This window comes from Paraburkholderia monticola, from assembly GCF_001580545.1.
GTDB classification, from domain to species: domain Bacteria; phylum Pseudomonadota; class Gammaproteobacteria; order Burkholderiales; family Burkholderiaceae; genus Paraburkholderia; species Paraburkholderia monticola.
Genome location: NZ_LRBG01000022.1, coordinates 95,220 through 121,025, shown reverse-complemented (window position 1 = coordinate 121,025; position 25,806 = coordinate 95,220). Strand labels below are relative to the sequence as shown.

Here is a 25,806-nt window from a genome sequence, read left to right as displayed (position 1 = left end):
TCGTTCCCGTCTGATTGAGCCCATACGCCGGTATGTCGAATACCTATAACTACGGAATTCACAGCGACCTAACTCCTACACAACTGTTCTTTCTAATCGCCGTGGATCAAACCATGGCCGAAACGGGTATCAGTGATGTCGTCGGTGCCTCCATGATCCTTGCAGGGTCGCGCTTCATTCCTACGCGAGGCAAATTTGGGGGTGCCGTAAAGGGCACGTCGGTGGCGTCGAAGGTATCCCGCTCGCTATTGCCCTTCGAGTTAAAACATCGAATTCTGCCCACATTCACGTCATGGACCAGCGTCGTGCTGCTGCGCGTAAAGTTGACGAGCCATCTTGGCGTATTTGTGGGGCGAGCCATTCCGGGGGTCGGCTGGGTGATCGCCGCATCTGATGTGGTAAGGATCGGCTACAAGACCGTCGACACCTATAACCGCCTGGTAAAGCGGGAGGATCGTCTGTGATGAACGATGCGTGGCCCGATCTCGAGCGGTTCATCCGAGAAAAACGCGCCCCCGCTGCGTTGCCGCTTGACGACAAGCTGACCCGCGACATGGATCTGTATCACGATCTCGATTGGGAACCGGCGAAAATCGTCGAGGTGATGCGTGCATGGGCCGACCGATTCCACGTGGACCTCCACGACTTCGACGTCCGCTACTACGTTCCATCCGCCAACATGCGAAAGCGCGACATCGTCATGACCGCGTTGAAGTCTCCGTTCAGCGCCAGCGCGCGAGAATTGCTTGGTGGGCGCTCGCTTACGCTTGGAATGCTCGAAGAAGCGATGAAGCGCGGAGCATGGAAACAGGACTAAAGAAGAGAACTGGAAACGCCGACCACCTTCAAGTTCTCACACCCCGCCGTCCCGCTCCAACGCATACTCGTGCAGCGCGTCGAGCACGCGATCGAACTCGAACGATTTGTCGTAGAAGTGCCGCACGCCGTACTGCTCGCAGCGCGCCCGATACGCGGGCAGCGCGTGATTGGTCAGCACCGCCGCGAACATCGAATCGAGCAGCCCCTCGCGCTGCAGATACGCGAGCACCGGCACGCCAGAGCCCTGCTTGAGCTGCAAATCGACGATCACCGCGTCGAACGCTTCGTCGCCGAGCAGCGCGATCGCCTGATCGGCGGAATCGGCATAAGCGGCGACCCGCAGCAAGCCCGATGCATCGATCGCTTCGACGAGGCTGCGACGGATCAGCGGCGAATCTTCGATCAGCAGCACGCGCAACGGCGCGCGGCTGGCTGGCTCGGCATCAAGGTTCGGTTCGCTGTTCATCGGAATGTCTCTAGCGTCCGTCATTCGATCAGGCCGTTCTTGATCGCGTAATACGTGAGGTCCGCGTTGTTCGCGAGGCGCATCTTCTCGAGCACCCGCGCGCGATACGTGCTCACCGTCTTGACGGACAAATGCAGTTCCTCGGCGATCTCGGTCGGCAACTGACCGGCCGCGAGCTTGCAGAAGATCTGGAATTCGCGCTCCGACAACGCTTCATGCGGACGCCCGGCGGCGGGCTTGTCGAGATTGTCGGCGAGCGTATCGGCGACCGCCTCCGACAGATAGCGATGCCCGCGCGCGACCGAGCGGATCGCGCGCACGATTTCTTCCGGCTCGCAGTCCTTGTTCAGATAGCCGTTCGCGCCCGCGCGCAGCAGATTGATCGCGTACTGGCTCTCGGGATAGCCCGACAGGATCAGCACGCCCTGCTCGGGACGCACCTGCTTGATCACGCGCAACGTATCGATGCCGTTCTTGTCCGGCATCGCGATGTCGAGCAGCACGACGTCGAACGCCTGCTCGCGCACGAGGACGATCGCTTCCTCGCCGGTGGCGGCCTCGGCGGCGACGCACATGTCCGGCTCGTCGGCGACGAACTGTCTGAAACCACCTCGAACGATCGCATGATCGTCAGCTATCAGCACTCGAATCATCGGTTGGGTGTCCGTGCAAAGGAAGTCGCTCGAAGCGGATATTGTAATGACCCGGGCAACGACTGGACGGGAAATGGGGGGGCGGCTGCGCCTGTCGGACCGCCCCCGGCATTGCTGCGCCCCCCGCTTCGTCGCGCCTCGCGCTACTCGCGCCCGGTGAGCAGATCCGCCATATCGTCGGCGTGCTCTTCTTCGACCGCGAGAATTTCCTCGAACATCCTACGCGTCGTCACGTCCTTCTCGCCGAGATAGCGCACGATCTCGCGGTACGTGTCGATCGCGATGCGCTCGGCGATCAGATTCTCGCGGATCATATCGGTCAGATCCTTGCCTTCCTTGTATTCCGAATGCGCGCGCGCCTTGATGCCGTCGGGCGCGAAATCGGGTTCGCCTCCGAGTTGCACGATCCGCTCGGCGATCCGATCGGCGTGCTCCTGCTCTTCGGTCGCGTGCTCGGCGAACTCCGTCGCGACCGCTTCGGAGTTGATGCCCTTCGCCATGAAGTAGTGACGCTTGTAGCGCAGCGTGCAGACGATCTCGGTGGCGAGCGCGTCGTTGAGCAGCTTGAGCACCGTGTCGCGATCCGCGCCGTAGGTCTGCGTGACCGCACCGTCCGACATATGCTTGCGCGCGTCCTCGCGGATCTTCTTGATGTCCATCACGAACGTGTCGCCAGATTGCTTCGTCATCGAACTTCTCCTTTATCCGGTATGGGGAAATGGCGCATCAGCACGAACCGCACCTGATGCGCCGGGATTGAAATGACTGCTCTCATCCAGACTCGCAGGGCTAGGTTCGGAACACGCCGAGCAGCAATGTGACCACGAACACGACGAGAAAGATGTAGAACAGGATCTTGGCGATTTCGGCCGCGCCGGCCGCGATGCCGGTAAAGCCGAACACGGCCGCGATGATCGCAATCACGAAGAAGACGACGGCATAGTGAAGCATGGCGTTTCTCCCTTTTGTTGGCCTCGAATGGACTACGAGCAAACCGCTCGCCTGCCAGGAGGCCGCGCTAATCGATCATTTTCTTCGTCACCACGAAGCCCAGCACGAGGAACACCACGCACAGCACGACGAAGACGAAGAACAGGAACTTCGCGATCGCGGCCGCGCCGGCCGCGATGCCGGTAAAGCCGAGAAGACCCGCGATCACCGCGATGACCGCGAAGAACAGTGCCCACTTCAGCATGATGGCTTCCTCCCGAAACATTGAATGAACGATCGGGTCCATGCTATCGATGCAGCGCGCCGCGCGCATTCCGACGCTCGCCGTTTTTCGTGTGAGAATCCGCTTACATTGGATTACGACGACGTTACGCGCGCGGCTTCGCGCGCGGCTTGAGTCGAAGCCTGAATCGAAGCCTGAGTCGAAGCCCTCTATCGTGGAGCCGAACGTGTCGAACGTGCAGAACCCGCCGGAACCACACAGCCCGCGCGCCGCGGCGCGGCTCGCCGACTGGATGCGTAATCGCAGCTGGGCGATCGCGATGACGGTGGCGATCGTCATCACGGTCGGCGGCCTCGTGATTCTCGAGACCGCGCGTCAACGCATCACCGCCGAGTACGAGACCGCGCTCGAAGCGCGCGACGTCACCGTGCAACTGAGCACGCTCGCGAGCGACCTGTCCCGCCTCGCCGCTGACCAGAACCAGTTTCTTCTGACGAAGGACGATGCGTCCGCTCACGCGTTCTGCGCCAGTGCCGCGCGCATCCGCGACACCACGCGGCAACTGGAGCGCTTCTATCGTGGCGGCCGCGCGGACAGCGCGGAGCTTGCGAGCTTCACGCAGATCCTCGCGCTGATCGATGCGCGCATCGGCGCGGGCGCCAGCGCGATGCAGCACGCCGCGCCGCATCCGCTCGAGCTCGGCGCATGCGGGCCGGCAAGCGACGTCAATCCGGCGGACGCCGCGCTGATCGACAGCACGCTCACGCTGCTGCGCGATAACGAGGAGCGTCGCGCGCAGCACGCGCTGGCCGCGAGCCGCGCCGATCAGCGACTCTCGACGCTATGCGCGGCGGGTCTGTCGGCATTGAATATCGTGTTGTTCATCCTGCTATTTCGCAATCTCGGCATCCAGATCGACCGGCAGGCGCGCGCGCAGCGGCAGCTGATCACGCAGCAGGAAGAACTCGACCAGCTCGTCGAGGAGCGCACGCGGCAGCTCGAAACGCTCGGCTGGCATCTGCAGGCGGTCAGCGAAAACGAAAAGACCCAGCTCGCGCGCGAGTTGCACGACGAGCTTGGCGCGATTTTGACCGCATGCCGGATGGACGTCGCGTGGACGCGTCGCAAGCTGAAGGAGAGCGACCCGGACATCGCCGACAAGCTGCAGCGCGCGCTCGCCAATCTCGACCAGGGCATCGCGTTGAAGCGGCGCATCATCGAGGACATGCGGCCGACCGTGCTCGCCAATTTCGGGCTCGTCACGGCGCTGCGCACGCTCGCCGACGAAGCCGCGCAGCGCAACAACTGGACGCTCGAACTCCACCTGCCCGCCGACGACATCCAGCTCGACGAGCAGACCGAGATCGCGCTGTTTCGTGTCGCGCAGGAGTCGCTGACGAACGCCGCGAAATACGCGCGGGCCTCGACCGTCTCGATCGCGTTGCGGGTCGGCGACGGCGAGGTCGCGCTGCATATCGCGGACAACGGCGTCGGCATCACGCCGGCCGATCTGAAGCGCACGCATACGCACGGCCTGCTCGGCATGCGCCAGCGCGTCGCCGCGCATGGCGGGCGCTTCGACATCCGCCGTGGCGCGCAAAACGGCACCGAAATCGACGTCGTGATGCCGAGCGCGAGCACCGCGACGCCGTCGGTCGATCTGCCGCCGAGCGCGCCGGCCGCGCCCGCCACTTCGTCTCAAAGCCCCGTCTGACATGGCCTCGCCGCGGCGCCGCGGCATCGCTGTAGGAGTGCGCCGACGCAAACACCGGAGCCCGCCTACAGCAAAATCGCGGCGCCGCCGACAGCGCCGCCCCCGCCCTTTTTTTACCATGCAATCAGGCCGGTTCGAGACCGGATCGACACCTGATCGACTGGCATGGCCCCGGTCGGACGATATCAACCGATGCATTCTCGACAAGGAGAACTTTCATGACTCGACTGATCGCTTTGCTGGTGCTTGCGGGAACCGCCATGCTTGTCACCGGTTGCAACACGATGGCGGGGGCTGGCGAAGACATTTCGAAGGGCGGCCATGCCATCACGAACGAGGCGGACAAGGCTAAATAAGCCGACGCACTACAGCAGGATATAGAGAACCCGTCGCGGGATGCCGCGGCGGGTTTTTTTCGTGAGGCATTGCCGGTACCCGATAAACAGAACGGCGACCCACTCGCGTGGATCGCCGTGCCGTCCCCCCAATATCCAATCGTCCGGAGTCCGTTATTTTCTCGCTAGCGCGCGCGGCTCATCCGGCGATCGGCGGCCCTCGTCATTGCCCGGTCAAAGTATTCGACAGCTCCACGCTCGGCGTGCTCGTGTTGCCGTTCTGCGCGATCAGCAGATGAATCTGCCCCGGTATCAGTTGGCTCAGCGCGCCCGCGATCGGCACCGACGTGATCAGCCAGTCGGCGTTGTTCGCAAGCGAGAACGAGTTGGACTGGAAGATCGGCGTCTTGCTGCCGGCCACGGTCGCGATCAGCACGTACTGGCCGCCCGAGACGTAAATCGAATCCTGGCCGCTCGCCGGCACTGCGTTCTTGAACGACACGCCGGCGATCGTCGGCGACACGTTCGTGATGCTGGTAGAGGTGGCCTGGACCAGGTACAGGTCGAGGTCGGTCGCGTTCGCCGACGCATTGAAGCCGCGTACGCGCGCATCATTGGTCAGCAGACCCTTGTCGAACGGATCGTCGATCAGGCCGATGTCCGCGCCGGACACGCCCGGCAACGCCAGCACCGTGTACTGGTGGCCGTTCGCGACGTCGGGGAAATTGCCGCTTGCGAGCGCGGTCTTCGTGCCGGTCGCGGCATATGCGACGGTCGTCGAGCCCGTGCCGATATTGGTGAAGTTGGTTACGCCTTTATAGGCGATGTTGGTCTGCCCTGAAGGCGCGTTGCCGTTGACGAGGAAGTCGACCGCGGGGCCGCCCGGAATCGCGTGAATGAAGTGGATCTCGGGATTCGTCAGCCCGAGTTCCTTGCCTGCATCGCTGCCGCCACTGCCGCCGCACGCGCTCAGGACCGCCGCGGCCGCCACGACCGTCACCATGGTTCGCATCATTTTCATTGTGTTCACCTTCTCGATGTCTGGCTCGATAGCCATCGCCCGTTGATATGCGGGCGACCGCGGGAAATCTTGCGGCCGCCCTCCTCCCACCCATACCGCGCGGCGCGCTGTTGTCGGTTGGCGCGTCCGCGTCGAGGGACGCTCCCCAATTAGCAACCGCTGTGCCGCGGGCCGGAAATTGGCGGGAGTTCGCTAGGCAAGATGTGGCGGATCAACGGCTTGCGGCGATTTAGAATTTTTCCTCGGCGGCCGGGCCCGACGCCCGGTGTATCGTTCGTGCGGCCTCCACACTTACACGTCTCCTGCATGTCTTACCAACACTTACTCGCCGAGCTCGACCTGGGCTTCACACGTCTGCGCAATCGCGTCGTGATGGGTTCGATGCATACGGGCATGGAAGACCGCTTCTGGCATTACCCGCAACTGGCCGCGTATTTCCGCGAACGCGCGAAAGGCGGCGTCGGCCTGATCATCACAGGCGGCATTTCGCCGAATCGCCAGGGCTGGCTGCTGCCGTTCGGCGGCACACTGAACTCGGTATTCGATCTGCGCAATCACCGGCTCGTAACCGACGCCGTGCATGCGGAGGGCAGCAAGATCGCGCTGCAGATCCTGCATGCGGGCCGTTATGGCTATCAGCCGTTCGTCGTGTCTGCGTCGGCGTTGAAGTCGCCGATCTCGAAGTTCAAGCCGCGCGCGCTGACGCTCGCCGGTATCGCCGGCACCGTGCGCGACTACGCGCGCTGCGCGCGGCTCGCGCAACGCGCGGGCTACGACGGCGTCGAGATCATGGGCAGCGAAGGCTATCTGCTGAACCAGTTCCTGTGCCCGCGCACGAACCATCGCACGGATCAATACGGCGGCAGCATCGAGAATCGCCTGCGGCTCGCCCGCGAGATCGTCGAACGCGTGCGTGCCGAGTGCGGCGAGCGCTTCATCGTCGTGTACCGGCTGTCGCTGATCGATCTGGTCGAAGGCGGCAATACGTGGGAAGAAACCGTGCAGGTCGCGCAGACGCTCGAAGCGGCCGGTGTGACGATCTTCAATACCGGCATCGGCTGGCACGAGGCGCGTGTGCCGACCATCGTGACCTCGGTGCCGCGCGCGGCGTTCGCCTCGTTGAGCGCGCGCCTGAAAGCTGCGGTCAGCGTGCCGGTGATCGCGTCGAACCGCATCAACACGCCCGAGCTGGCCGAAGCGTTGATCGCCGACGGCGCGGCCGATCTGGTGTCGATGGCGCGGCCGCTCCTCGCCGATCCCGAGTTCGTGCTGAAGACCGCCGAGGACCGCGCGCACGAAATCAACACCTGCATCGCCTGCAATCAGGCCTGCCTCGATCACACGTTCAGGAATCAGCGCGCGAGTTGTCTCGTCAATCCGCGCGCGGGACGCGAAACCGAACTCGTCTACCGGCCGCTCGCGAGTCCGGGCGCCGTGCGTTCGATCGCGGTGGTCGGCGCGGGGCCGGCGGGGTTGTCGGCCGCGACGGTGGCGGCCTCGCGTGGGCATCGCGTGACGCTGTTCGAGGCGAGCGACACGCTCGGCGGCCAGTTCAATCTGGCGATGCGGGTGCCGGGCAAGGAAGAGTTCAGCGAGACGATCCGTTATTTCCATAGCCAGCTGCAGCGCCATCGCGTCGAGGTGCGGCTCGGCACGCGCGTCGATGCCGCGCTGCTCGCCGCGGGCGCCTATGACGACGTCATCGTCGCGACCGGCATCGTGCCGCGGCGCCCGGCCATCGCCGGCATCGACGGGCCCAACGTGCTGTCGTACGTGGACGTGCTGCGTGGTGCGCCGGTCGGCGCGCGCGTCGCGGTGATCGGCGCGGGCGGCATCGGCTTCGACGTCAGCGAGTTTCTGCTGCATCGCGCGGGCGAGCCGCTGCCGGTGCCGCGCGATACATGGCTCGACGAATGGGGCGTCGACCTCGCGGTGCGCGAGCGTGGCGGCCTGAAACCGCCGGCGCCCGCGCAACCCGTGCGGCAGATCTGGCTGTTGCAGCGCAAGGCCGGCAAGCTCGGCGCGGGGCTCGGCAAAACGTCGGGCTGGGTGCATCGCGCGACGCTCGCGAGAAACGGCGTGCAGATGTGGAGCGGCGTCGAGTATCGGGAGATCAGCGCGCGTGGTCTGAGAATCGCGCGTGACGGTGCCGATCAATGGCTCGACGTCGATACGATCGTCGTGTGTGCGGGGCAGGAGTCGTTGCGCGAGCTGCTGCCGTCGACGCTCGACGGCAGCAGCAGCGGCGGTCCGCGTTTTCATGTGATCGGCGGCGCGAAGCTCGCGACCGAACTCGACGCGAAGCGTGCGATCCGCGAAGGCGCGGAGCTGGCGGCGGGACTTTGAAAGTTGGCGGCGCGGTTCGATGGGAGCCGCGCCGAGCTCAGGCGCCGCCCTTCTTCCGGTAGTCGAACCAGAACGACAAACCGACGCTGATCAGAATCACGACCGTCGCGATCACCGTCGAGCGCGTGACCGGCTCGCCGAGCAGCAGCGCCCCCAGCGCGACCGCGACGACCGGATTCACGTACATGCAGCTGCTCGCGATGATCGGGCTCGTGTGGCGGATCAGAAAACCATAGGCGACATACGCGGCCATCGTGCCGATCAGCATCAGATACAGAAACGCGACGAGCGGCAGAAAGTGCAGCTCGAGCATCCGCTCGCCCGACACCCACGCGACCAGCGTCGACATCGCGCCGCCGAGGCCGATCTGCAGCGCGGTCGACAGAAACAGGTCCGACGGCAGCTTCAGCCGTCCAGCCAGATGCGCGCCGCCGGCCCAGAACAACGCGCCGCACAAAATCGCGAGACTGCCGGCCGTCGAGCCCGGCGTGCTGTCGCCGTGACTCAGAATCACGATGCCGACGAGCCCGAGCCCGACCGCGAACCATTCGCCGCGGCCGATCTTGCGTCCGGCGACGACCGCGATCACGGTCGCGAACAGCGGCACCGTGGCGACCATCACGGCCGCGGTGCCGGTGCCGACCGTGCGCATGCCGTACGCGAGCATGCCGCTCGACAGACCCACCAGCATCGTGCCGACGAGGCCCGCATTGCGAATTTCGGCGAAGCTCGGCCAGATCGGCTTGCGGCGCGCGGCGAACACGAACAGCCCGATGCCGGCGAACAGGTTGCGCAGGCCCGACATCAGCAGCGGCGGAAACGAGCCGAGCGCGACGTGCACGCCGAGATAGGTCGAGCCCCACACCAGATAAACGACGGCCAGCGCGAGCGCGATCTGCCCGTTGCGTGATCGCGGCAAACGCAGCGGCCAGCCACGCGGAGAAAAAACAGAGCGTTGCAGCGACATGCGTTCAGCCCGCCGTCGCCACTCGACCCGCGCGATGCGCTCGATGCCCGCGAGGCGCCGCGCCTGCGTCGATGCCTGTCGGGCGGGTTGGCGGATACCGCATCGGCGATGCGGTCTGAGGGGCGAGGCTGGCGGACATGTCGGTGGAACGGTAAGACGATGGGCGGCGCTAAAAGCGCCAGAAACGGCTGTGGCGGCGGCATCGGTCAAAATGACACGACGCAACGCGGCTGGGGAGCGCGGCGGCGAAGCGGGCGAAAGCCCCGGCGCGCCCCGCATTATGCAGTAAGCGCCGAGCGCGTCGCGCGACAGAATCGTAACTTGTTGGTGTTCCTGCAACAGAAAAGCCGGGGACGGATCCCCGGCTTTTCCATTGCGAATGCCCGCGATGCGCGGCCGCGCATCGGCAGGATCGCTAATGACCGTTGCGAGCGACTCAGTTGCCCATCGTGCCCGACGCCTCGTGCTTCATTGCGTCGCCGCCCTTTTTCATCGAGTCGTGTTTCATCGTGTCCTTTTTCATGCTGTCCTTCGACATGCTGTCTTTGGACATCGAATCTTTCGACATTGCGTCCTTCGACATCGCGTCGTTGGACATCGCGCCGCTCGCCTGCGCGAACGCCGTACCGCCGCTCGCCAGCATCAGCAACGCGATCGTGGTGATTGCAATCTTCTTCATGGGATGACTCCGTTGGTGGTGGATGAATCGATACCGGCGCGAGCCGGCGTGCTTCCGAAGCCGCTGCCGCAAGCGAGCGCGTGCCCGCATGCGTCAGGAGCCTCCGAACCAGTTGTAGCCCTGGTCGACCCAATAGCCGCCGGGGAACGTGTTGGTGACGAATATCTCGACGATGTGCTTCGGATTCTTGTAGCCGAGCTTGGTCGGCATGCGCAGCTTCATCGGGTAGCCGTATTTCGCGGGCAGGCGCTCGCCGTCGTAGGAAAACGTCAGCAGCGTTTGGGGGTGCAGAGCGGTCGGCATGTCGATGCTTTCGTAGTAGTCGTCCGCGCATTTGAAGCCGACGTACTTCGCGGTCGTATCGGCGCCGACACGTCGCAGGAAATCACCGAACGGCGTGCCGCCCCAACGGCCGATCGCACTCCAGCCCTCGACGCAGATATGTCGCGTGATCTGCTCGGCGTGTGGCAGCGCATACAGCTCAGGTAGCGTCCACACGCGCTGGCCGGTCACGAGGCCGCTCAGCTTCAGCTGATAGCCGGAGCCGTCGACGTGCGGCACATCCTCGATGCCGTAGTACGCGTTGAATGGAAACGGCCGCGTAATCTGCGCCTCGGTGTAGGTCGGCGCGAGCTGTTTCGGATCGAACAGCGCCGCCTGCGCGCGATCGTTCAGCCGCGACACCGCCATCAGGAAACGATTCACGGAAGCGTCGTCGGTCAGCGAGCAGCCGGTCAGCATCGACAGACCGCCGAGCGTCAACAGTTGCTTGCCGAACAGACGCCGCGACGGCATCGCCAGTTCGCGCTTCGCATCGAGCAGGATCGACGCGCGGTCGAGCGTGGGGTTGTCACGCTGCGTGGATGGGTCCACTGGCTTTTCAATCGGCTTGTTCATGATTCGGTATCCGTCGTCAATTCGCGTTGCGCTTGGTCGCGCGTGAGCATGGGCATCAGCATGGAGAGCCGCGCGTCAACGTCCGCGCAGCATGGCCAGCAGCGAGCGCGGCACCAGCGCGACCATCGCCAGATGCACGGCGAGAAACGCGGCCAGCAGCGACATCGCGCTGAAGTGCACGATGCGGGCGTTGTCGTAGCCGCCCATCAGTTCGCGCAGCAGCGGAAACTGCACCGACTTCCAGATCGCGAGCCCCGACAGCACGAGCACGATCAGATCGGCGATCGCGAACAGGTAAGCGAACCTTTGCACGGCGTTGTAGACGCGCAGATCGTCGTGTGCGAGCTTGCCGCGCAAGGCGGCGAAGAAATCGCGCAGCACGGCGCGTGGCGTCAATGGCAGGAACTTGCGCACGAAGCGCCCGCTCGCGAGATTCAACGCGAGATACACGAGGCCGTTGAACACCAGCAGCCACATCGCCGCGAAGTGCCATTGCAACGCGCCACCGAGCCAGCCGCCGAGCGTGATCGCAGTCGGAAAGCTGAACGCCGGGAAGATCGGCGACGCGTCGTAAATGCGCCAGCCCGACAGCATCATCACGATCGCCGCGAGCGCGTTCAGCCAATGGGTGATGCGCAGCCACAGCGGGTGGATGACACCGCGCTTCGGCGCTGCTGGCGCGGCCGGTTCGCTGGGGCGCAAGACGTGGGGCGTGGCCATGGGGCTCTCCTTAGGCAGCGGTAAGGAATGGGGCGTGTGCGGGGTCGATCAACGGCACGCGGGAAGGTCGGTCGCTTGCAGCACGTCGCCGCTCGCGTCGCTTTCGACGAACGCGACCACGCCGAAGCGCCCGGCCGCGGCGTCCGCGAAGGGAGCGGCTTTCGCATCGTCCGGCGCATCGTGCACTTCGACATCCTGACGAATCCGCGCATGACCCGCGACCAGCGGCACGGGCCCGTACCATGCGCGCACGACGCGCTCGTGATGCAGCGTCGCGCCGCGGTTTTCGCCGGCGCCGACCTGCGAGCTCAGCGCGTTCTCGTAGACCGCGAGATAGGCGCTCAACGGACCCGCCGTCGATGCGGCCGTGCTGCTGAACTGCGCATCGACATCGAACGCGCCGGGCGCATGCGGGTGCAGCGCGAGCTCGACGCTCGCCTGCGCGGGTTCGGCGACAAGTTCGTCGACGCGGCGCTCGAAGCTGTCGCGTTGCGACCAGTCACGCAGCTCGCGCCCAGCGACGAACACTTCCGGCGTATAGATCGTGTGTGCGCCCGCGAGATGGGTCAGCGTCTGCTGACGTTCGGTAAAGCGATGCTGTGAAAAGCGGTCGGTCCAGCCGAGGCTGTTCCAGTAGTCGACGTGCAGCGCGAGCGGCACGATGCCGTGCGCGGCGCCGGCGCTCTTCCATTGACCGAGCCAGCGGTCGGCGGGCGGGCAGCTATCGCAGCCCTCGCTGCTGTACAGCTCGACGAGCGCCATCCGATGCGCGGGGCTGTGCGTGGCGCACAGAGGCTCGGCCGCCCTGGCCGCGGTCATGCCAAAGCCGTTCAGCAGAACGAGCGCCAACGTGACAGCGGGCGCAACAACAGACGTAAAACCGTGAAGTATCGAGCGTTTGTGCGCGGTCGACATGACGTGCTCCGATCGTAATCTGCACGTTTGTCGAACCGCGCGGCCGGTTATGACAGGCCTCTTTTAATTTTTTTTCGGGCGTTGGGCGGGCCAGCCCGGCCCCCACTCAGTCGTAACTGACCACCACCGTCACGCGCGTGTCCGTATCGGTGCGCTTCGCGTTCAACGACAACACGCCGCCCGTGCGATTCACCGCGAAATGGCCATCGTGGGCCGGCGCGACGCGCCCGGTGCTGTCGACGAAACGCGCCGCAACCAGATCGCGCGACTGCGTGCCGCCGTTCACTTCGAGCGCGACGTCCGCCCCGCTGACCCCGTTCGGCGATGCGCTGAACGTCACCGTGCGCGAAAACCGCTGCCCCGCCACGCTGGCGCTATCGACGGCGACGCCCGCGGGCCCCGTATCCGCGCTGATCTGCATCGGCGGCTCGACGATCATCCCGACGAACCGGATCACACCGCCCGTTGCCGTCGATGCCGTCGATGCCGTCGATGCCGCCGACACCGCCAACGGCGCGGCGAGCAGCGCCACCACCGCGACGGTGCGACCGAATGTTTGCCACCGCCTTCTCTCCGCTTTCATGCGCACCTCTCCTGTCAGTCGGCTCGAGTCGCCTCGCGCCATTCACTCGCCATCCAGCGAATCGCTTCGCTGGACGGCGGCCTTCGCTGCACATGCTTTAACGGCAATCGTCTGACCGGCTTGAACCGCCACGCGGTTCCTGGCGCGAACTTCCTGCATCGATTAATCCGGAGTGCTCATCATGAACAGGACTCGCCGACCGGTCTCGCGCTGCTCGACGCCCTCTGTGTCAATCCGAGGTCACCGACGTTTTCCCGCTGTAAGCCGTCTGTTCATTCGCTGTAAGTCGTCCTGTCCGACCCTATCTCGAAATAATCATAGGATATGCCGGGTCGCAACAGAATCGATCTGTTGAACCATTCAGACAGGTTGCCAAATGGCGGGGCGCCGGTGTATCGTGTGCGCTGCTAACGCGGGGGTCCTGCGTAGCACGGAGCTGGAGGTCCGTGTTGCGTGGGTGAGAAATACCCTTTGAACCTGATCTGGATAATGCCAGCGCAGGGAAGCGTACGGATTTCGCACCGGCTTCAAGCGCCTCATCTCTCAGCGATTTCCGACCACTTCCATCTCGGTCTCCTGCTTAGCCGCCCACTTTGTACGGAGACTCACATGAACGCCAATCCGAAGTTTATTTCCGCCGAAGCCCACGTGGACGAGGCGGCCGTCGCGCCATTGCCGAATTCGCGCAAGGTCTACGTGACCGGCTCGCGCCCGGACATCCGGGTGCCGATGCGCGAAATCTCGCAGGCCGACACGCCGGACAGCTTCGGCGGCGAAAAGAACCCGCCGATCTTCGTCTACGACACGTCGGGCCCCTACTCCGACCCGGACGCGAAGATCGACATCCGCGCGGGTCTGCCCGCGCTGCGTCAGGCGTGGATCGAGGAGCGCGGCGATACCGAGCCGCTGACCGGTCTGTCGAGCAGCTTCAGCCGTGAGCGCGCCGCCGATCCGGCCACCGCGCAGCTGCGCTTTCCGGGCCTGCATCGCACGCCGCGCCGCGCGATCGCCGGCAAGAACGTGACGCAGATGCACTACGCGAAGCAAGGCATCGTCACGCCGGAAATGGAATACATTGCGATTCGCGAAAACCAGCGCCGCGCCGAGTATCTGGAGACCCTGAAGACGAGCGGCCCGAACGGAGCGAAGCTCGCCGCGATGATGGGCCGTCAGCACCCCGGCCAGGCATTCGGCGCGAGCGCGTTCGGTCCGAACGGTCTCACCGAAATCACGGCGGAGTTCGTGCGCGAGGAAATCGCGCGCGGCCGCGCAATCATCCCGAACAACATCAATCACCCGGAAAGCGAGCCGATGATCATCGGCCGCAACTTCCTCGTGAAGGTCAATGCGAACATCGGCAATTCGGCGGTGACGTCGTCGATCGGCGAGGAAGTCGACAAGATGACGTGGGCGATCCGCTGGGGCGGCGACACGGTGATGGATCTGTCGACCGGCAAGCACATTCATGAAACGCGCGAATGGATCATTCGCAACAGCCCGGTGCCGATCGGCACGGTGCCGATCTATCAGGCGCTCGAAAAGGTCAACGGCAAGGCTGAAGATCTGACGTGGGAAATCTTCCGCGACACGCTGATCGAACAGGCCGAGCAAGGTGTCGACTACTTCACGATCCATGCGGGCGTGCGTCTGCAATACGTGCCGCTGACGGCGAACCGCATGACCGGCATCGTCTCGCGCGGCGGCTCGATCATGGCCAAGTGGTGTCTCGCGCATCACAAGGAAAGCTTCCTGTACGAGCATTTCGAAGAGATCTGCGAAATCATGAAGGCGTACGACGTAGCCTTCTCGCTCGGCGACGGTCTGCGTCCGGGCTCGATCTACGATGCCAACGACGAAGCGCAACTGGGCGAGCTGAAGACGCTCGGCGAGCTCACGCAGATCGCATGGAAGCACGACGTGCAGGTGATGATCGAAGGTCCGGGCCATGTGCCGATGCAGTTGATCAAGGAGAACATGGACCTGCAGCTCGACTGGTGCGACGAAGCGCCGTTCTACACGCTCGGGCCGCTGACCACCGACATTGCGCCGGGCTACGACCACATTACCTCGGGCATCGGCGCTGCGATGATCGGCTGGTTCGGCACCGCGATGCTGTGCTACGTCACGCCGAAGGAACACCTCGGCCTGCCGAACAAGGACGATGTGAAGACCGGCATCATCACGTACAAGCTCGCCGCGCATGCCGCCGACCTCGCGAAGGGTCATCCGGGCGCGCAGGTACGCGACAATGCGTTGAGCAAGGCGCGCTTCGAATTCCGCTGGGAAGATCAGTTCAATCTCGGTCTCGACCCGGACAAGGCGCGCGAATTCCACGACGAAACGCTGCCGAAGGATTCGGCCAAGGTCGCGCATTTCTGCTCGATGTGCGGTCCGCACTTCTGCTCGATGAAGATCACCCAGGACGTGCGCGAGTTCGCCGCGCAACAGGGCGTGACCGACGACGAAGCGCTGAAGAAAGGCATGGAAGTGAAGTCGATCGAGTTCATGAAGCAGGGCGCGGAGATTTATCAGCGACAGTAAGGCATTAAGCGGCTCGAGCGATTCGCGCGAGCCGGCCCAGCAGCATCGAAGCCCGCCCGCATGGCGGGCTTTTTCTATTGCGCCGGATCGGGCAGGCACGCGGCGTGCTGAGAAAAGGAACATCTCCAACAACGATCGGAGTCAGCATCATGAAATCGATCCGTCAACTCGGCACTCGTCTCGGCATGGTCGCAGCCGCACTTTCTCTCGTCGCGGGTCTCGCGGCATGCGACGGCATGTCTCCGCGCACCCGCGATACCGCGATCGGCGCGGGCGTCGGCGGCGCGGCCGGCGCGGCCATCGGCGGCAGTGCCTTGTCGACGCTCGGCGGCGCGGCGGTGGGTGGGGTCATCGGCAACCAGGTCGGCAAGTGAGCATCGCCTTCGACAAACGCCTGACGATTTATACAGGATAGCGAACGATATTTTCGGACTACGATAAGGACCACCGAGGGCGGCGCACGCCGTGCGCCCTCGCCTCGAGCGGCCGCGTCGAAACAAACTGAAATATGCGGTTGCTGTTTTGCCACAGCGTTGCTACGGCAAGAGCGTAAGCTCCTGATAACGATGTCGCGTGAAGCGGCATCGGTTCATCGAGGAGCGCATCATGAAGTCCCGCGTCGTCATCCATCGTTGCGCGATGCGCCTCTCGACGCCACGCGATTCGTCCCGTCTTTCCGCGAAATTCGCGCGGCCCCGCGCCGCGTTTTCCCTGCTTTCCATGCTCGCCGGGAGCCTCTTGCTGGCGGGCTGCTATTACCCCGCCGGCTACTATCCCGGCGGCTACTACACCTCGTACTATTCGACCGCGCCCGCGACGACAGCCGACCAGAACGCAGCGTCGGCCGACGCGCAACAGCCACCTCAAGCACAGGCACAAGCGCAAGCGCAGGTCGCGCCGCAGGATCTGCCGCCCGGCTATGCGCCCCCCGCCCCCGTGTATGCGGCGCCACCAGTCTACCCAGCCTACTATCCGCCGCCCGTTTATCCTTATCCCGCCTATTACGGCTACCCCGCCTATTACGGACCGTCGATCGCCATCGGCATCGGCGGATATTGGGGCGGCCATTGGGGTGGTCACTGGCATTGACGCGTCCTCCCTCCCGTGGTGAGACGTGCTCGCGCCGGCACTTCAGCTGCCGGCGCGCGTTTCTTCGCAGGCCGCTTTTCAGCGCGTATCGCCCTGCCGCTGCGCCCACCCTCCCGTAGTTTCCCGGCTTGACGCGCCAATATGGCGCCCTATCCTTGGAAAGCTTCATGCAGCACTCGCTTAAATCAGGCGACGCCGCTTTGTCGAGACCACTTGCGAGCGTCCGCCGTGCCATAGCGACGCGCCGTCATGCGCAGTTCCCCGCGTCGGATTACACAACAACGAAGGAGACGTGATGTTTCATCAACTACTGACTCCGGTCGGCAATGCGCTTCTGCCCTCTTTTATCGTCGCAGCACTGCCGATCATCGTCGTGCTCGCGCTGCTCGGCTGGGCGCGCAGGCCAGCATGGCAAGCATCGCTCGCCGGACTGCTCGTCGGTTTGATCGTGGCGATCCTCGTCTGGCAGTTTCCGGCCGGGCTCGCGTTCAACTCGGTCGCCGCTGGCGCCGTGTTCGCGTGCTGGCCGGTCATGTGGATCGTGTTCACCGCGATCCTGCTGTACAACATCGCGCAGCGCTCGGGACGCTTCGCGGCCTTCCGCCTGTGGATGATCGACAACCTGCCGAACGACCGGCGCATCGTGCTCGTCGTGGTCGGCTTTTCGTTCGGCGCGCTGCTCGAGGGCATTTCCGGCTTCGGCACGCCGGTGGCGATCACGAGTTCGCTGCTGATCATGCTCGGCTTTCCGACGCTCGAAGCGCTGACCTTCACGCTGATCTTCAACACCGCGCCGGTCGCGTTCGGCGCGCTCGGCGTGCCGATCACGGTGCTCGGCGCGGTCACGCATCTGCCGTCGGACCTGCTCGCGAAAATGGTCGGACGGCAATTGCCGTTCTTCGCGGTCCTGCTGCCGTTCTATGTGATCGGCGTGTACGCGGGCTTTCGCAACATGCTGCGGATCTGGCCGGTGCTGCTGGTGTCGGGCCTGAGCTTCGCGCTGACCCAGTTCGTCGTCTCGAACTTCGTGAACTACAGTCTGACCGACGTGCTGTCCTCGCTGGTTTCGCTGATTCTCACCGTCGCGTTCCTGCGGGTCTGGAGGCCCGCCGTCGATCCGAAATTCGCGATCAACATCGACCGCATCAGCGAAGTGCGCGGCAAGATCGGCGGTGCGCAGGGCTGGTATCCGTGGATCATCGTGTCGGTCGTCGTGATCATCTGGACGGTCGCGAAGATCTTCACGATCGGCGACATCAAGGTGCCGTGGCCGGGTCTCGACAAGGCCGTCTTCATCACGCTGTACAACACGCCGTACGCCGCGATCTGGGACTTCCAGCCGCTCGCGACCGGTACCGCGATCCTCGTCGCGGCGCTGATCACCGCGTTCGTCGTGCGGCTCTCTCCCGCTGAGTTCGGCAAGGCGATTGGCGATACGTGGGTGCAGACGCGCATCGCGATTCTGACCGTGGCGACGATCGTCGGCCTCGCGTACCTGATGAACTTCTCGGGACTCACCTATACGCTCGGACTCGGCGTCGCGTCGGTCGGACCGGTGTTTCCGCTCGTGTCGGCGTTCCTCGGCTGGGTCGCGGTGTTCCTGTCGGGTAGCGATACCTCGGGCAACGCGCTGTTCGGCAATCTGCAGGTGGTGGCGGCCAATCAGCTCAATCTGAACCCGGTGCTGATGGCGGCGACCAACTCGTCGGGCGGCGTGATGGGCAAGATGATCTCGCCGCAGAACATTTCGACCGGCGTCGCGACCACCGAGTTGAAGGGCAAGGAAGGCGTCGTGTTCGCGAAGACCTTCAAGCATTCGATTCTGCTGACGGTGCTGCTCGGCGTGCTCGTCTGGGCGCAGCAGAACTTCCTGCAGTGGATGATTCCGCATTGAGGTCGCGCGGCTAGCAGTGCAATGCAATTCACATTGTTTGGCCTGGCCGCCCGCACCTCGCGGGCGGCGTTTGACCTCCCGTTCCCACACCCGCTCTGACCGATCGCAATTTTTCTCACATAGCAGTGAGAATTGCTCGCTTGGCACGCGCCCTCCCACGGCTTACGATCGAGCTCACCGGACGCGGCCATCTCCCGGATCTTGCCGTTTCATTCCACGCTGAAACGTTTTGCACGATCACGCTGGTACGATGCACTCGCGTCCCGACTCAACTGCGCGCGGCGCCATTGCAATGAAAGCCAAAAACCTGCTGCAACTGCTGATTCTCGCCGCCCTGTGGGGCGCGTCGTTCCTGTTCATCCGCGTCGGCGTGACCGACTTCGGCGTCGCGCCGCTGATGGCGCTGCGCGTCGGCATCGGCGCCATCTTCCTCGCGATCGTGCTGATCGCGCGACGGCCGCTGCAACAGTCCGCCACGGTACTGCGCACACGCGCGCTGCCGCTGCTGGTGGTCGGCATTCTCAATTCGGCGGCACCTTTCTGCCTGTTCGCCTATGCCGAGCTGACGCTGTCGGCGGGTGTCACGTCGGTGATCAATGCGTGCGCGCCGCTGTGGGGCGCGCTGGTCGGTTTCCTGTGGCTGCGCGACCGGCTCAGCGCGCTGCGCTCGCTGGGGCTCGTGATTGGTTTTCTCGGCGTGTTGATGCTCGTGTGGGATCAGATCGCGGCGCCGGACGGTTCGGCCGCCTCGCCGCTGACCGTCGCACTCGCGGCCGGTGCCGCGCTCGGCGCGACGCTGCTCTACGGCATTGCCGCCAACTACACGAAGCGTCACCTGACCGGTGTCGACGCGCTGACGGTCGCGACCGGCACCATGATCGGCGCGACGATCGTGCTGCTACCGCTCGCGGTGATCTACTGGCCCGCCGCACCGATCTCGCTGCGCGCGTGGGGCGCGGTGATCGCGCTCGGCGTCGCATGTACCGGCGTTGCGTACATGCTGTTCTTCCACCTGATCGCGATCGCCGGGCCGACGCGCGCGATCACCGTGACCTTCGTGATTCCGATCTTCGGCATTTTGTGGGGTGCGCTGTTCCTCGGCGAGTCGGTGTCGCCCGGCATGCTGGAAGGGTGCGCGGTGATTCTGGTCGGCACCGCGCTCGCGACCGGTGTGGTCAAGCGCTTGCCGTGGATTGGGACGCGGCGCGCGGACACCTGAGCGCACGAAGGACGGTGCGCTGCCGCGCCGGGTCGTGGATGGCGGATCCGATGCAAGCGTGGCAAACCGCAGGCACGAAAAGATAGCCCGCACTCACTGGAGTGCGGGCTTTTTTTCATCCTACGAAGATAGGCGACGTCACATTGCGTGGGCTCACGTAAGCGTTCACGCTTCGGAAGCCGTAGCCGAAAAAAAACCGCCCGAATTTCTCCGGGCGGTTTTGTCGAACCCGCGGCGTCGGCCGCGAGGCTCTTATGTCAGTGCAGCTGGTCGACCATCAGGCTCATGATCTGCTTGGCCTGCGAGCTCTCGTCGAGTTGCCCCTTGTCGTCGACCACGGCCACGCGAGTCTGGTTCGGCGTCACCGCGCGCACGTTCACGCGATACTGCTTGGCGACCTTCTCCTTCTTGCCGTGGAAGACCTGGCTCCAGAAGCCCTGCTCCGCCGACGACAGATCCTTCGGATCGACGTAGCGCACGAAGTACAGGCCCTTGCTCACGTCGCGGTCGTCGACCGTGAAGTTGCTGCGATCGAGCGCGAGGCCCACGCGCAGCCACGCGCGGTCGTACGGCTCGCCGAGCGTGAGCTCGGTCGACGAGACCTGCGCCGAGGTGTTCGCCGAATCCGCGTCCGGCATCGGCGGCTGGGCCGCGAGCGAGACGTTCTGCGCGGCAACCGCGGCGGTGGCCGACTTCGCACCCGCCGTCGCCGCGTTCGGTGCGATCTGCGCGCCCGCCGGCGACAGCTCGGCGTTCTGCGTGCCACCCGCGCCGGCCCCCGAATCAGCCCGTCCGAGCGAAGCCATCAGGCGCTTCAGATATTCCTGCTCGAGCGCCGGGTCGTTCGGCTTGGGTTGCCACTGGGTCGAGTCGTTGTTCGTGCCGGTGATCGCCTCGCGCATGCCTTTCTGGCTGACGAACACATAGGTGCCGCCGTTCGGCGCCGCTTCGAGACGGGTGCGGAACTTGTTGCGCTCCGAGCTCACGTAGCTGTTGCCCATCGCCTTCGACAGCGTGTTGCGGATAAAGCCGTCGTTGATCTGCGCGTGCGTTTCGTTCCAGTCGGTTTCCATCACGCCCTTGTCGCGCTGGTCGACGACGAGCAGGAAGCCCTGCTCCTGCCAGAAGCGGCGGATTTGCGGCCAGGCCTGATCGGGCGTTTTGTTGTCGAGCACGAGCCAGCTCTCCGTGCCGTCGCGCTGGATGTGAATGCCCTGGACCGGCGGCACGACCACGAGCGAATCGCCGGCCGGCGCTTGCGCCTGCACCTGTTTCAACGCGGTCAGCGAGGTTTCGCCGCCCTGCGGCGGCAGCGAACGCTGATCGGACGTCTCGTCGATCATGTTCGGCGGTACGGCAAGCGATACCTGCTTCGACCTGGAGTCGCTGCGGTAGTCGATTTTGGTCGGCGACGAGGTGCCGCAGCCGGCGACCAGCCCGCCTGCCACGAGCATTACTGCAAACCGCTTGGTGAGACGAAGATCAGTCATGTTCGGGGAATCCTTCCGCTACGCCACGGCGAGTTTCCGTGGATCAACCCAATATTTTACCGGTCCCAGCGAGGCGTGTGCAAAAACTGGGGTTTGCCCGCGAATCGCACGGCGGAAATGGCCGTCGGCGCCGAGGTCCCCCGAGGCGGAGAGCCACCGTGTCCTGTCGACGAAGCCTCAGCGGGAAAAAGTCCTCGCCGGTCATCCTATTTACGCTCTTATGCGGTAAATTTAACACTCGATAACACTTTTGGGTTGACATTGGGAGTGTTCTTGGTTTTCGCCGGAGGCCCGCCGAATAAGGGCTCCCGGTCTGCATGCGGCTTGCTTTTTTGAGATTGACTGCGACCACGGGCGCAGCGGTCGGCGAAGAACAGAAAAAACCGGTGCTACGTTAAACGAATATCTCAATAAAAATCCGGCACCAATCGAGGAAGCCCACATGGACAAATTGCGTCTCCATCCAGCCGCGCTCGCCGCGGCGATCGCTGTCGTCGCGTGCTGCACGAGCGTCGGCGCGCATGCCGAATTAGGCGGCACGATGCCGAGCCAGGCGGTGGCGGGCGCGAGCGCGCCGCGCACGCTGCTCAACGGCGCCCTGCGCGAGCGCACGTGGACCGACGCCGGCAATACCACCATCAACGAATATGCGAGCAGCACTGGCCTGATCGTGGCCTACGCATGGCAAGGCCCGACGATGCCGGATCTGCACGCGCTGCTCGGCAAATACGGCGACTCGTACAAAACGGGCGCTGCGGGGGCGGCCGGCAGCGGCAATCTGCACGCGTCGCGAGTCGCGCGCTCCGATGTGATCGTCGAGTCCGGCGGACCCATGCGTGGCTACGTCGGACGCGCGTGGCTACCGGCGGCTCTGCCGGCCGGCGTCACTTCCGACGACATCCAGTAACCCGCGCAACCCGCACGCGTTACCCGCACACCTTTCACGCCCGAGTTCCACCCGACGGACCGTCACGCCATGAAATCCGCCTTGTATTTGCACGCCCTGCTTCTGATCGTCTGCGCCGCCCTCGTCGGCTGCGGCGGTGGAGGCGGCAGTTCCTCGTCCGACTCGTCGGGCTCGTCCGGCTCGGGCTCGACGCCGTCCGCGACCGCGCCGGGCTCGTCGACCAGTTCCACGAATGCGTCGAACACGACGCAGAACACGAACGTGCCGCAATCGACCACGCCCAACGTGCAGCCGATCACGGTCGGCGTATCGCCCGGCAATACGCGCAACATGCTGACGACGAGCGTCACCGTCTGCCAGGCGGGCACCAGCAATTGCGCGACGATCGACGACATTCAGGTCGACACCGGTTCGAACGGCCTGCGCATCCTCGCCTCGGCGCTGCCGACGACCCTGACGCTGTCGAGCGTCGCCGCGGGCAGCGGCGTGAGCGCCGAATGCGCGGTGTTCGGCAGCGGCTATGCGTGGGGCTCGATCCGCAACGCCGACGTGCGCATGGCCGGCCAACAGGCCTCATCGATTCCGATCCAGGTGATCGCCGACACCGCGCTGCCCGCCGCGCCCGCCGACTGCGCGAACGCCGGCGCGTCGCTGCTGACGGTGTCGAGCATGCACTCGAACGGCATTCTCGGCGTGGGTCTGTTCCCGGTCGACTGCGGCAACGGCTGCTCGAACTCCGCGTTGCCGCGCTGGTACTACAGTTGCACGACGAGCGGCTGCACCGCGACCGCGCAGCCGCTTGCGCAACAGGTGACCAACCCGGTCAGCAGTTTTCCGCTCGATAACAACGGCGTCGTGATCGATCTGCCGGCCGTCGCCGATGCGGGCGCGGCCAGCGTGTCGGGCTCGCTGATCTTCGGCATCGGCACCCAGGCGAACAACACGCTGACGAGCACGAACGTGCTCAAGACGAACGCGTCGACCGGCTACGTGACGACGGTCTCGGGCGGTCAGAGCTATGCGGTGAGCTATCTCGACAGCGGCTCGAATGGCCTCTTCTTCCACTCGACGCTGTTTCCCGTGTGCGGCTTCTGGTACTGCCCGAGCGCGACGCAGTCGGCGAGCGCGTCGATCACCGGGATCGATGGCCTGTCGACCACGGTGTCGTTCGACGTCGGCAATTCGAACACGCTGTTCGCGTCATCGAACAACGCGTTCGACAATCTCGCCGGCAACTCGAGTCAGGGTTTCGGCTGGGGCTTGCCGTTCTTTTACGGCAAACGCATCTACACGGCGATTGCGGCGCGCAATACGTCGGCTGGCCAGGGGCCGTATTACGCGTTCTGAGGTTGATTGAAGCGGATTGGATGCGCGGCGGGGTGCGGGCGGCGCGAACTCAGCCCGCCTCGCTAGCCGGTTGCGCGACCGGCGTGGCCAGCTGCGCCGGGGCGAGCCAGCGGAACACGTCGAGCTGTTCACCGTGGAAGGTGCATTCGGCGGCGGCCGGCGTGCTGACCTTCTTGGGCTGCGCCGGCTTGGCGGCCACCTTGAGGTCCGACGCCGCGTTCGGCGCAGATGCCGCGTTCGGCGCAGATGCCGCGTTCGGCGCAGATGCCGCGTTCGGCGCAGATGCCGCGTCAGGCGCAGATCCCGCGTTAGGCGCAGATCCCGCGTCAGGCGCAGATCCCGCGTCAGGCGCAGATGCAGCGGGCGGCATGGCAGCCGCCACCTCGGACGCGCTCGCGAAATGCTCGATCGATCCCTCCACCACGACGCGCGAGCCGCGAATCGCGGCGCCACGATGCGCGACCCGCAGCGTATAAGAAGACATCTCCGACGACGACTCGGCCAGCTTGCTGCGCATCAATTGCTCGCATGCGCTGGAGTTACGGCTGACGATCGTGCAGGCCGCCAGCAGCGCCGCAGCGCTCGCGATACAGGCGATAGGGAGAATGCGGATCTTCATCGATATTCCGTTGTTCGAGGCGTCGGCCATTGTAGCTTACGGCCCTGTCGCCCGGCGCCGCAGCCGCCTGCCGCTTGACCTTGGCGCGACGCGTCGGCATCGTGTTGGCGGGCTGCCCTGTCGGGCGCGCGCTCAACCTCACCGAGCGGCGAATTCAAAGCCGCTTGCCGTCCTGTCACGACCTCGGCTTCTTCATGCTCAGCCTCGTCCTGCTCGCGATCGCCGCGTACGCCGCAACCAATATCGACAACCTGTTCGTGCTGCTCGGGTTTCTGACCGAAGCGGGCGCGCAACGCCGCCGCGTCGTCTTGGGACAGTACGCGGGATCGTTGCTCCTCGTCGCCGCGGCGCTCGTGCTCGCGGCCTTGCTCACCCGCCTGCCGACCGGCTATGTCGGCCTGCTCGGCTTGCTGCCGATCGCCGTGGGCCTGCACAAGGGATGGCAGCGCTTCGGTCCCGGCCACGCGCAGCGCGACGACAGCAAGGACGACCAAGCGACCGCCCACGCGCCCGCTCATGCACCCGACGACGCCCCCGCAGCGCGCAGTCCAGCCGCTTCGCCAACCGCTAGCGGCTCATCGAGCTGGACCGTCGCGGGCGTCGCGATCGCCAACGGCTCGGACAACATCGCGGTCTACGTGCCGCTGTACGCGAGTCATACCCCCGCCGAGAACGCGCTCGTTTCGCTCGTGTTCATCGCGATGATCGGGCTGTGGTGCGCCGGTGCGGCGTGGCTCGTCGATCATCCGCTGCTCGGCGCGCCGATCCGTCGATACGGCTCGGCGCTGCTGCCGCTGATCCTGCTCGCGATCGGCGTATCAGTAATCGTGAACAACGACACGCTGCGGCTTTTGTCCGGCGGCTGAGCGGTGCGCGGGTGACTCCGGTCAGGCAACCTCAATTCGCCGGCGGCTGCGGCTGCACGTTCGACCGTACGCCCGCCAGCGGTGCGCCGTAGCCGCCCGACGTCGCGTTGTTCGGCAAGCAGTTGACCAGTTGCGCGCGCGGGTCGGTCGGATTCAGATTCAGTTCGCCCGCCTGCTGATTGCCATGCGTCGGATACTCGCTGCCGCACGGCGCCTGCGGCATCAGACGCGTGCTGTTCTGCGGCGCGTTCATGTCGTTCTGCGCGCTGAGCCCCTGCGCGCGCGCCTGTCCAACGAACCCGCATGCCAATGCCGCGCCCGCGCAGAGCCACGCGACGCCCGCAATCTTCGCTACCGTTTTCATCTCCGCCTCCTGCCCATTGATCAGAACACCACGGCGCATCGCACCGCAGCCCTTGACGCAATCTTAATAATATGTTCCCATTGCGCACTATGTACCGCGCCCAGACCACCCTATCGCTACTACTAGCCCCCTCTACCGGGCTAGGTCTGCTGCGCGCGTCCGCTTCTCTCTGATCCACCGA

28 protein-coding genes and 1 riboswitch are annotated in these 25,806 nt (G+C 64.8%); of the genes, 13 read left to right on the top strand and 15 right to left on the bottom strand.

Annotated features, from left to right (window positions below; all coding sequences use genetic code 11):
• Positions 1-32 precede the first annotated feature (32 nt).
• Positions 33-464, top strand: a complete 432-nt coding sequence (locus CI15_RS17430) for an STM2901 family protein (RefSeq protein ID WP_062129558.1) — start codon at positions 33-35, stop codon at positions 462-464.
• The gene (locus CI15_RS17425) at positions 464-817 is read left to right on the top strand and encodes a DUF1493 family protein (RefSeq protein WP_062129557.1); all 354 of its coding nucleotides are present in this window, start codon (positions 464-466) and stop codon (positions 815-817) included. Before CI15_RS17430 ends, CI15_RS17425 begins: the two co-directional genes overlap by 1 nt.
• 36 nt (positions 818-853) lie before the next feature.
• On the opposite strand, the gene CI15_RS17420 is transcribed toward CI15_RS17425, so the two are convergent.
• From CI15_RS17420 to CI15_RS17405, 5 genes are all read right to left on the bottom strand, one after another.
• The gene (locus CI15_RS17420) at positions 854-1,285 is read right to left on the bottom strand and encodes a response regulator (protein ID WP_062129556.1); all 432 of its coding nucleotides are present in this window, start codon (positions 1,283-1,285) and stop codon (positions 854-856) included.
• Between the two features lie 20 nt (positions 1,286-1,305).
• Positions 1,306-1,938, bottom strand: coding sequence for a response regulator (locus CI15_RS17415; RefSeq protein WP_062129555.1), 633 nt, complete (start codon positions 1,936-1,938; stop codon positions 1,306-1,308).
• A 143-nt stretch (positions 1,939-2,081) separates the two neighbouring features.
• The gene (locus CI15_RS17410; protein ID WP_062129554.1) at positions 2,082-2,627 is read right to left on the bottom strand and encodes a ferritin-like domain-containing protein; all 546 of its coding nucleotides are present in this window, start codon (positions 2,625-2,627) and stop codon (positions 2,082-2,084) included.
• 100 nt (positions 2,628-2,727) lie between these two features.
• Complete coding sequence (locus CI15_RS35395) at positions 2,728-2,889, bottom strand: DUF1328 domain-containing protein (RefSeq protein WP_075643714.1); 162 nt, start codon at positions 2,887-2,889, stop codon at positions 2,728-2,730.
• 67 nt (positions 2,890-2,956) lie between these two features.
• Positions 2,957-3,133: a DUF1328 family protein gene (locus CI15_RS17405; RefSeq protein ID WP_075643730.1), complete on the bottom strand. Its 177-nt coding sequence runs from the start codon at positions 3,131-3,133 to the stop codon at positions 2,957-2,959.
• 40 nt (positions 3,134-3,173) lie between these two features.
• Between CI15_RS17405 and CI15_RS17400 the strand changes: the two genes are divergently transcribed.
• Both CI15_RS17400 and CI15_RS17395 read left to right on the top strand, forming a co-directional pair.
• Positions 3,174-4,826 carry a sensor histidine kinase gene (locus CI15_RS17400; RefSeq protein WP_241495858.1) on the top strand — a complete coding sequence of 551 codons (1,653 nt, stop codon included), beginning with the start codon at positions 3,174-3,176 and terminating at the stop codon, positions 4,824-4,826.
• Between the two features lie 218 nt (positions 4,827-5,044).
• Complete coding sequence (locus CI15_RS17395) at positions 5,045-5,182, top strand: entericidin A/B family lipoprotein (RefSeq protein WP_018421109.1); 138 nt, start codon at positions 5,045-5,047, stop codon at positions 5,180-5,182.
• A 202-nt stretch (positions 5,183-5,384) separates the two neighbouring features.
• On the opposite strand, the gene CI15_RS17390 is transcribed toward CI15_RS17395, so the two are convergent.
• The gene (locus CI15_RS17390) at positions 5,385-6,182 is read right to left on the bottom strand and encodes a DUF4397 domain-containing protein (RefSeq protein WP_062129892.1); all 798 of its coding nucleotides are present in this window, start codon (positions 6,180-6,182) and stop codon (positions 5,385-5,387) included.
• A 306-nt stretch (positions 6,183-6,488) separates the two neighbouring features.
• On the opposite strand from CI15_RS17390, the gene CI15_RS17385 reads away from it, so the two are divergent.
• Positions 6,489-8,528, top strand: a complete 2,040-nt coding sequence (locus CI15_RS17385; protein ID WP_062129552.1) for an NADPH-dependent 2,4-dienoyl-CoA reductase — start codon at positions 6,489-6,491, stop codon at positions 8,526-8,528.
• Positions 8,529-8,565: 37 nt separating this feature from the next.
• Here CI15_RS17385 and CI15_RS17380 read toward each other — a convergent pair whose 3' ends face one another.
• The 6 genes from CI15_RS17380 to CI15_RS17355 form a co-directional block, all read right to left on the bottom strand.
• Positions 8,566-9,495, bottom strand: coding sequence for an EamA family transporter (locus CI15_RS17380; protein ID WP_062129551.1), 930 nt, complete (start codon positions 9,493-9,495; stop codon positions 8,566-8,568).
• A 436-nt stretch (positions 9,496-9,931) separates the two neighbouring features.
• Positions 9,932-10,174: a pentapeptide MXKDX repeat protein gene (locus CI15_RS17375; protein WP_062129550.1), complete on the bottom strand. Its 243-nt coding sequence runs from the start codon at positions 10,172-10,174 to the stop codon at positions 9,932-9,934.
• A gap of 93 nt (positions 10,175-10,267) precedes the next feature.
• A complete protein-coding gene (locus tag CI15_RS17370) occupies positions 10,268-11,071 on the bottom strand; it encodes a molybdopterin-dependent oxidoreductase (RefSeq protein ID WP_062129549.1) in 804 nt (267 codons plus the stop codon).
• A 75-nt stretch (positions 11,072-11,146) separates the two neighbouring features.
• The gene (locus tag CI15_RS17365; protein ID WP_062129548.1) at positions 11,147-11,791 is read right to left on the bottom strand and encodes a cytochrome b/b6 domain-containing protein; all 645 of its coding nucleotides are present in this window, start codon (positions 11,789-11,791) and stop codon (positions 11,147-11,149) included.
• A gap of 48 nt (positions 11,792-11,839) precedes the next feature.
• A complete protein-coding gene (locus tag CI15_RS17360) occupies positions 11,840-12,706 on the bottom strand; it encodes a DUF1223 domain-containing protein (RefSeq protein WP_062129547.1) in 867 nt (288 codons plus the stop codon).
• Positions 12,707-12,812: 106 nt separating this feature from the next.
• The gene (locus CI15_RS17355) at positions 12,813-13,289 is read right to left on the bottom strand and encodes a hypothetical protein (protein WP_062129546.1); all 477 of its coding nucleotides are present in this window, start codon (positions 13,287-13,289) and stop codon (positions 12,813-12,815) included.
• A 404-nt stretch (positions 13,290-13,693) separates the two neighbouring features.
• A riboswitch (TPP riboswitch) is annotated at positions 13,694-13,811 on the top strand.
• Positions 13,812-13,898: 87 nt separating this feature from the next.
• Here CI15_RS17355 and thiC point away from each other — a divergent pair.
• The 5 genes from thiC to CI15_RS17330 all read left to right on the top strand — a co-directional run bounded on the left by thiC (position 13,899) and on the right by CI15_RS17330 (position 20,032).
• Positions 13,899-15,830: a phosphomethylpyrimidine synthase ThiC gene (thiC, locus tag CI15_RS17350; protein ID WP_062129545.1), complete on the top strand. Its 1,932-nt coding sequence runs from the start codon at positions 13,899-13,901 to the stop codon at positions 15,828-15,830.
• Positions 15,831-15,979: 149 nt separating this feature from the next.
• Positions 15,980-16,204: a glycine zipper 2TM domain-containing protein gene (locus tag CI15_RS17345; protein WP_062129544.1), complete on the top strand. Its 225-nt coding sequence runs from the start codon at positions 15,980-15,982 to the stop codon at positions 16,202-16,204.
• 232 nt (positions 16,205-16,436) lie between these two features.
• Complete coding sequence (locus tag CI15_RS17340; protein ID WP_062129891.1) at positions 16,437-16,919, top strand: hypothetical protein; 483 nt, start codon at positions 16,437-16,439, stop codon at positions 16,917-16,919.
• Positions 16,920-17,214: 295 nt separating this feature from the next.
• Positions 17,215-18,813 carry an L-lactate permease gene (locus CI15_RS17335; RefSeq protein WP_062129543.1) on the top strand — a complete coding sequence of 533 codons (1,599 nt, stop codon included), beginning with the start codon at positions 17,215-17,217 and terminating at the stop codon, positions 18,811-18,813.
• Positions 18,814-19,105: 292 nt separating this feature from the next.
• A complete protein-coding gene (locus tag CI15_RS17330; RefSeq protein WP_062129542.1) occupies positions 19,106-20,032 on the top strand; it encodes a DMT family transporter in 927 nt (308 codons plus the stop codon).
• A gap of 257 nt (positions 20,033-20,289) precedes the next feature.
• Here CI15_RS17330 and bamC read toward each other — a convergent pair whose 3' ends face one another.
• On the bottom strand, positions 20,290-21,522 hold the full coding sequence (bamC, locus tag CI15_RS17325; protein ID WP_062129541.1) for an outer membrane protein assembly factor BamC: 1,233 nt from the start codon (positions 21,520-21,522) through the stop codon (positions 20,290-20,292).
• Positions 21,523-21,964: 442 nt separating this feature from the next.
• On the opposite strand from bamC, the gene CI15_RS17320 reads away from it, so the two are divergent.
• Both CI15_RS17320 and CI15_RS17315 read left to right on the top strand, forming a co-directional pair.
• A complete protein-coding gene (locus CI15_RS17320; RefSeq protein ID WP_062129540.1) occupies positions 21,965-22,429 on the top strand; it encodes a DUF2844 domain-containing protein in 465 nt (154 codons plus the stop codon).
• A 69-nt stretch (positions 22,430-22,498) separates the two neighbouring features.
• Positions 22,499-23,776 (top strand): DUF3443 domain-containing protein, encoded by a 1,278-nt coding sequence (locus CI15_RS17315; RefSeq protein WP_062129539.1) that lies wholly within the window; start codon positions 22,499-22,501, stop codon positions 23,774-23,776.
• A gap of 49 nt (positions 23,777-23,825) precedes the next feature.
• Here CI15_RS17315 and CI15_RS17310 read toward each other — a convergent pair whose 3' ends face one another.
• Positions 23,826-24,395, bottom strand: a complete 570-nt coding sequence (locus CI15_RS17310) for a hypothetical protein (RefSeq protein WP_062129890.1) — start codon at positions 24,393-24,395, stop codon at positions 23,826-23,828.
• An 80-nt stretch (positions 24,396-24,475) separates the two neighbouring features.
• On the opposite strand from CI15_RS17310, the gene CI15_RS17305 reads away from it, so the two are divergent.
• On the top strand, positions 24,476-25,261 hold the full coding sequence (locus CI15_RS17305) for a cadmium resistance transporter (protein ID WP_241495857.1): 786 nt from the start codon (positions 24,476-24,478) through the stop codon (positions 25,259-25,261).
• Positions 25,262-25,292: 31 nt separating this feature from the next.
• Here CI15_RS17305 and CI15_RS17300 read toward each other — a convergent pair whose 3' ends face one another.
• Positions 25,293-25,625, bottom strand: coding sequence for a hypothetical protein (locus CI15_RS17300; protein WP_062129538.1), 333 nt, complete (start codon positions 25,623-25,625; stop codon positions 25,293-25,295).
• Positions 25,626-25,806 lie beyond the last annotated feature (181 nt).

Bases quoted from the DNA above. Each gene is read 5' to 3' on its own strand.
- CI15_RS17430 (WP_062129558.1), top strand. From the start codon at position 33: ATGTCGAATACCTATAACTACGGAATTCACAGCGACCTAACTCCTACA.
- CI15_RS17425 (WP_062129557.1), top strand. From the start codon at position 464: ATGAACGATGCGTGGCCCGATCTCGAGCGGTTCATCCGAGAAAAACGC.
- CI15_RS17420 (WP_062129556.1), bottom strand. From the start codon at position 1,285: ATGAACAGCGAACCGAACCTTGATGCCGAGCCAGCCAGCCGCGCGCCG.
- CI15_RS17415 (WP_062129555.1), bottom strand. From the start codon at position 1,938: ATGATTCGAGTGCTGATAGCTGACGATCATGCGATCGTTCGAGGTGGT.
- CI15_RS17410 (WP_062129554.1), bottom strand. From the start codon at position 2,627: ATGACGAAGCAATCTGGCGACACGTTCGTGATGGACATCAAGAAGATC.
- CI15_RS35395 (WP_075643714.1), bottom strand. From the start codon at position 2,889: ATGCTTCACTATGCCGTCGTCTTCTTCGTGATTGCGATCATCGCGGCC.
- CI15_RS17405 (WP_075643730.1), bottom strand. From the start codon at position 3,133: ATGCTGAAGTGGGCACTGTTCTTCGCGGTCATCGCGGTGATCGCGGGT.
- CI15_RS17400 (WP_241495858.1), top strand. From the start codon at position 3,174: ATGCTATCGATGCAGCGCGCCGCGCGCATTCCGACGCTCGCCGTTTTT.
- CI15_RS17395 (WP_018421109.1), top strand. From the start codon at position 5,045: ATGACTCGACTGATCGCTTTGCTGGTGCTTGCGGGAACCGCCATGCTT.
- CI15_RS17390 (WP_062129892.1), bottom strand. From the start codon at position 6,182: ATGAAAATGATGCGAACCATGGTGACGGTCGTGGCGGCCGCGGCGGTC.
- CI15_RS17385 (WP_062129552.1), top strand. From the start codon at position 6,489: ATGTCTTACCAACACTTACTCGCCGAGCTCGACCTGGGCTTCACACGT.
- CI15_RS17380 (WP_062129551.1), bottom strand. From the start codon at position 9,495: ATGTCGCTGCAACGCTCTGTTTTTTCTCCGCGTGGCTGGCCGCTGCGT.
- CI15_RS17375 (WP_062129550.1), bottom strand. From the start codon at position 10,174: ATGAAGAAGATTGCAATCACCACGATCGCGTTGCTGATGCTGGCGAGC.
- CI15_RS17370 (WP_062129549.1), bottom strand. From the start codon at position 11,071: ATGAACAAGCCGATTGAAAAGCCAGTGGACCCATCCACGCAGCGTGAC.
- CI15_RS17365 (WP_062129548.1), bottom strand. From the start codon at position 11,791: ATGGCCACGCCCCACGTCTTGCGCCCCAGCGAACCGGCCGCGCCAGCA.
- CI15_RS17360 (WP_062129547.1), bottom strand. From the start codon at position 12,706: ATGTCGACCGCGCACAAACGCTCGATACTTCACGGTTTTACGTCTGTT.
- CI15_RS17355 (WP_062129546.1), bottom strand. From the start codon at position 13,289: ATGAAAGCGGAGAGAAGGCGGTGGCAAACATTCGGTCGCACCGTCGCG.
- thiC (WP_062129545.1), top strand. From the start codon at position 13,899: ATGAACGCCAATCCGAAGTTTATTTCCGCCGAAGCCCACGTGGACGAG.
- CI15_RS17345 (WP_062129544.1), top strand. From the start codon at position 15,980: ATGAAATCGATCCGTCAACTCGGCACTCGTCTCGGCATGGTCGCAGCC.
- CI15_RS17340 (WP_062129891.1), top strand. From the start codon at position 16,437: ATGAAGTCCCGCGTCGTCATCCATCGTTGCGCGATGCGCCTCTCGACG.
- CI15_RS17335 (WP_062129543.1), top strand. From the start codon at position 17,215: ATGTTTCATCAACTACTGACTCCGGTCGGCAATGCGCTTCTGCCCTCT.
- CI15_RS17330 (WP_062129542.1), top strand. From the start codon at position 19,106: ATGAAAGCCAAAAACCTGCTGCAACTGCTGATTCTCGCCGCCCTGTGG.
- bamC (WP_062129541.1), bottom strand. From the start codon at position 21,522: ATGACTGATCTTCGTCTCACCAAGCGGTTTGCAGTAATGCTCGTGGCA.
- CI15_RS17320 (WP_062129540.1), top strand. From the start codon at position 21,965: ATGGACAAATTGCGTCTCCATCCAGCCGCGCTCGCCGCGGCGATCGCT.
- CI15_RS17315 (WP_062129539.1), top strand. From the start codon at position 22,499: ATGAAATCCGCCTTGTATTTGCACGCCCTGCTTCTGATCGTCTGCGCC.
- CI15_RS17310 (WP_062129890.1), bottom strand. From the start codon at position 24,395: ATGAAGATCCGCATTCTCCCTATCGCCTGTATCGCGAGCGCTGCGGCG.
- CI15_RS17300 (WP_062129538.1), bottom strand. From the start codon at position 25,625: ATGAAAACGGTAGCGAAGATTGCGGGCGTCGCGTGGCTCTGCGCGGGC.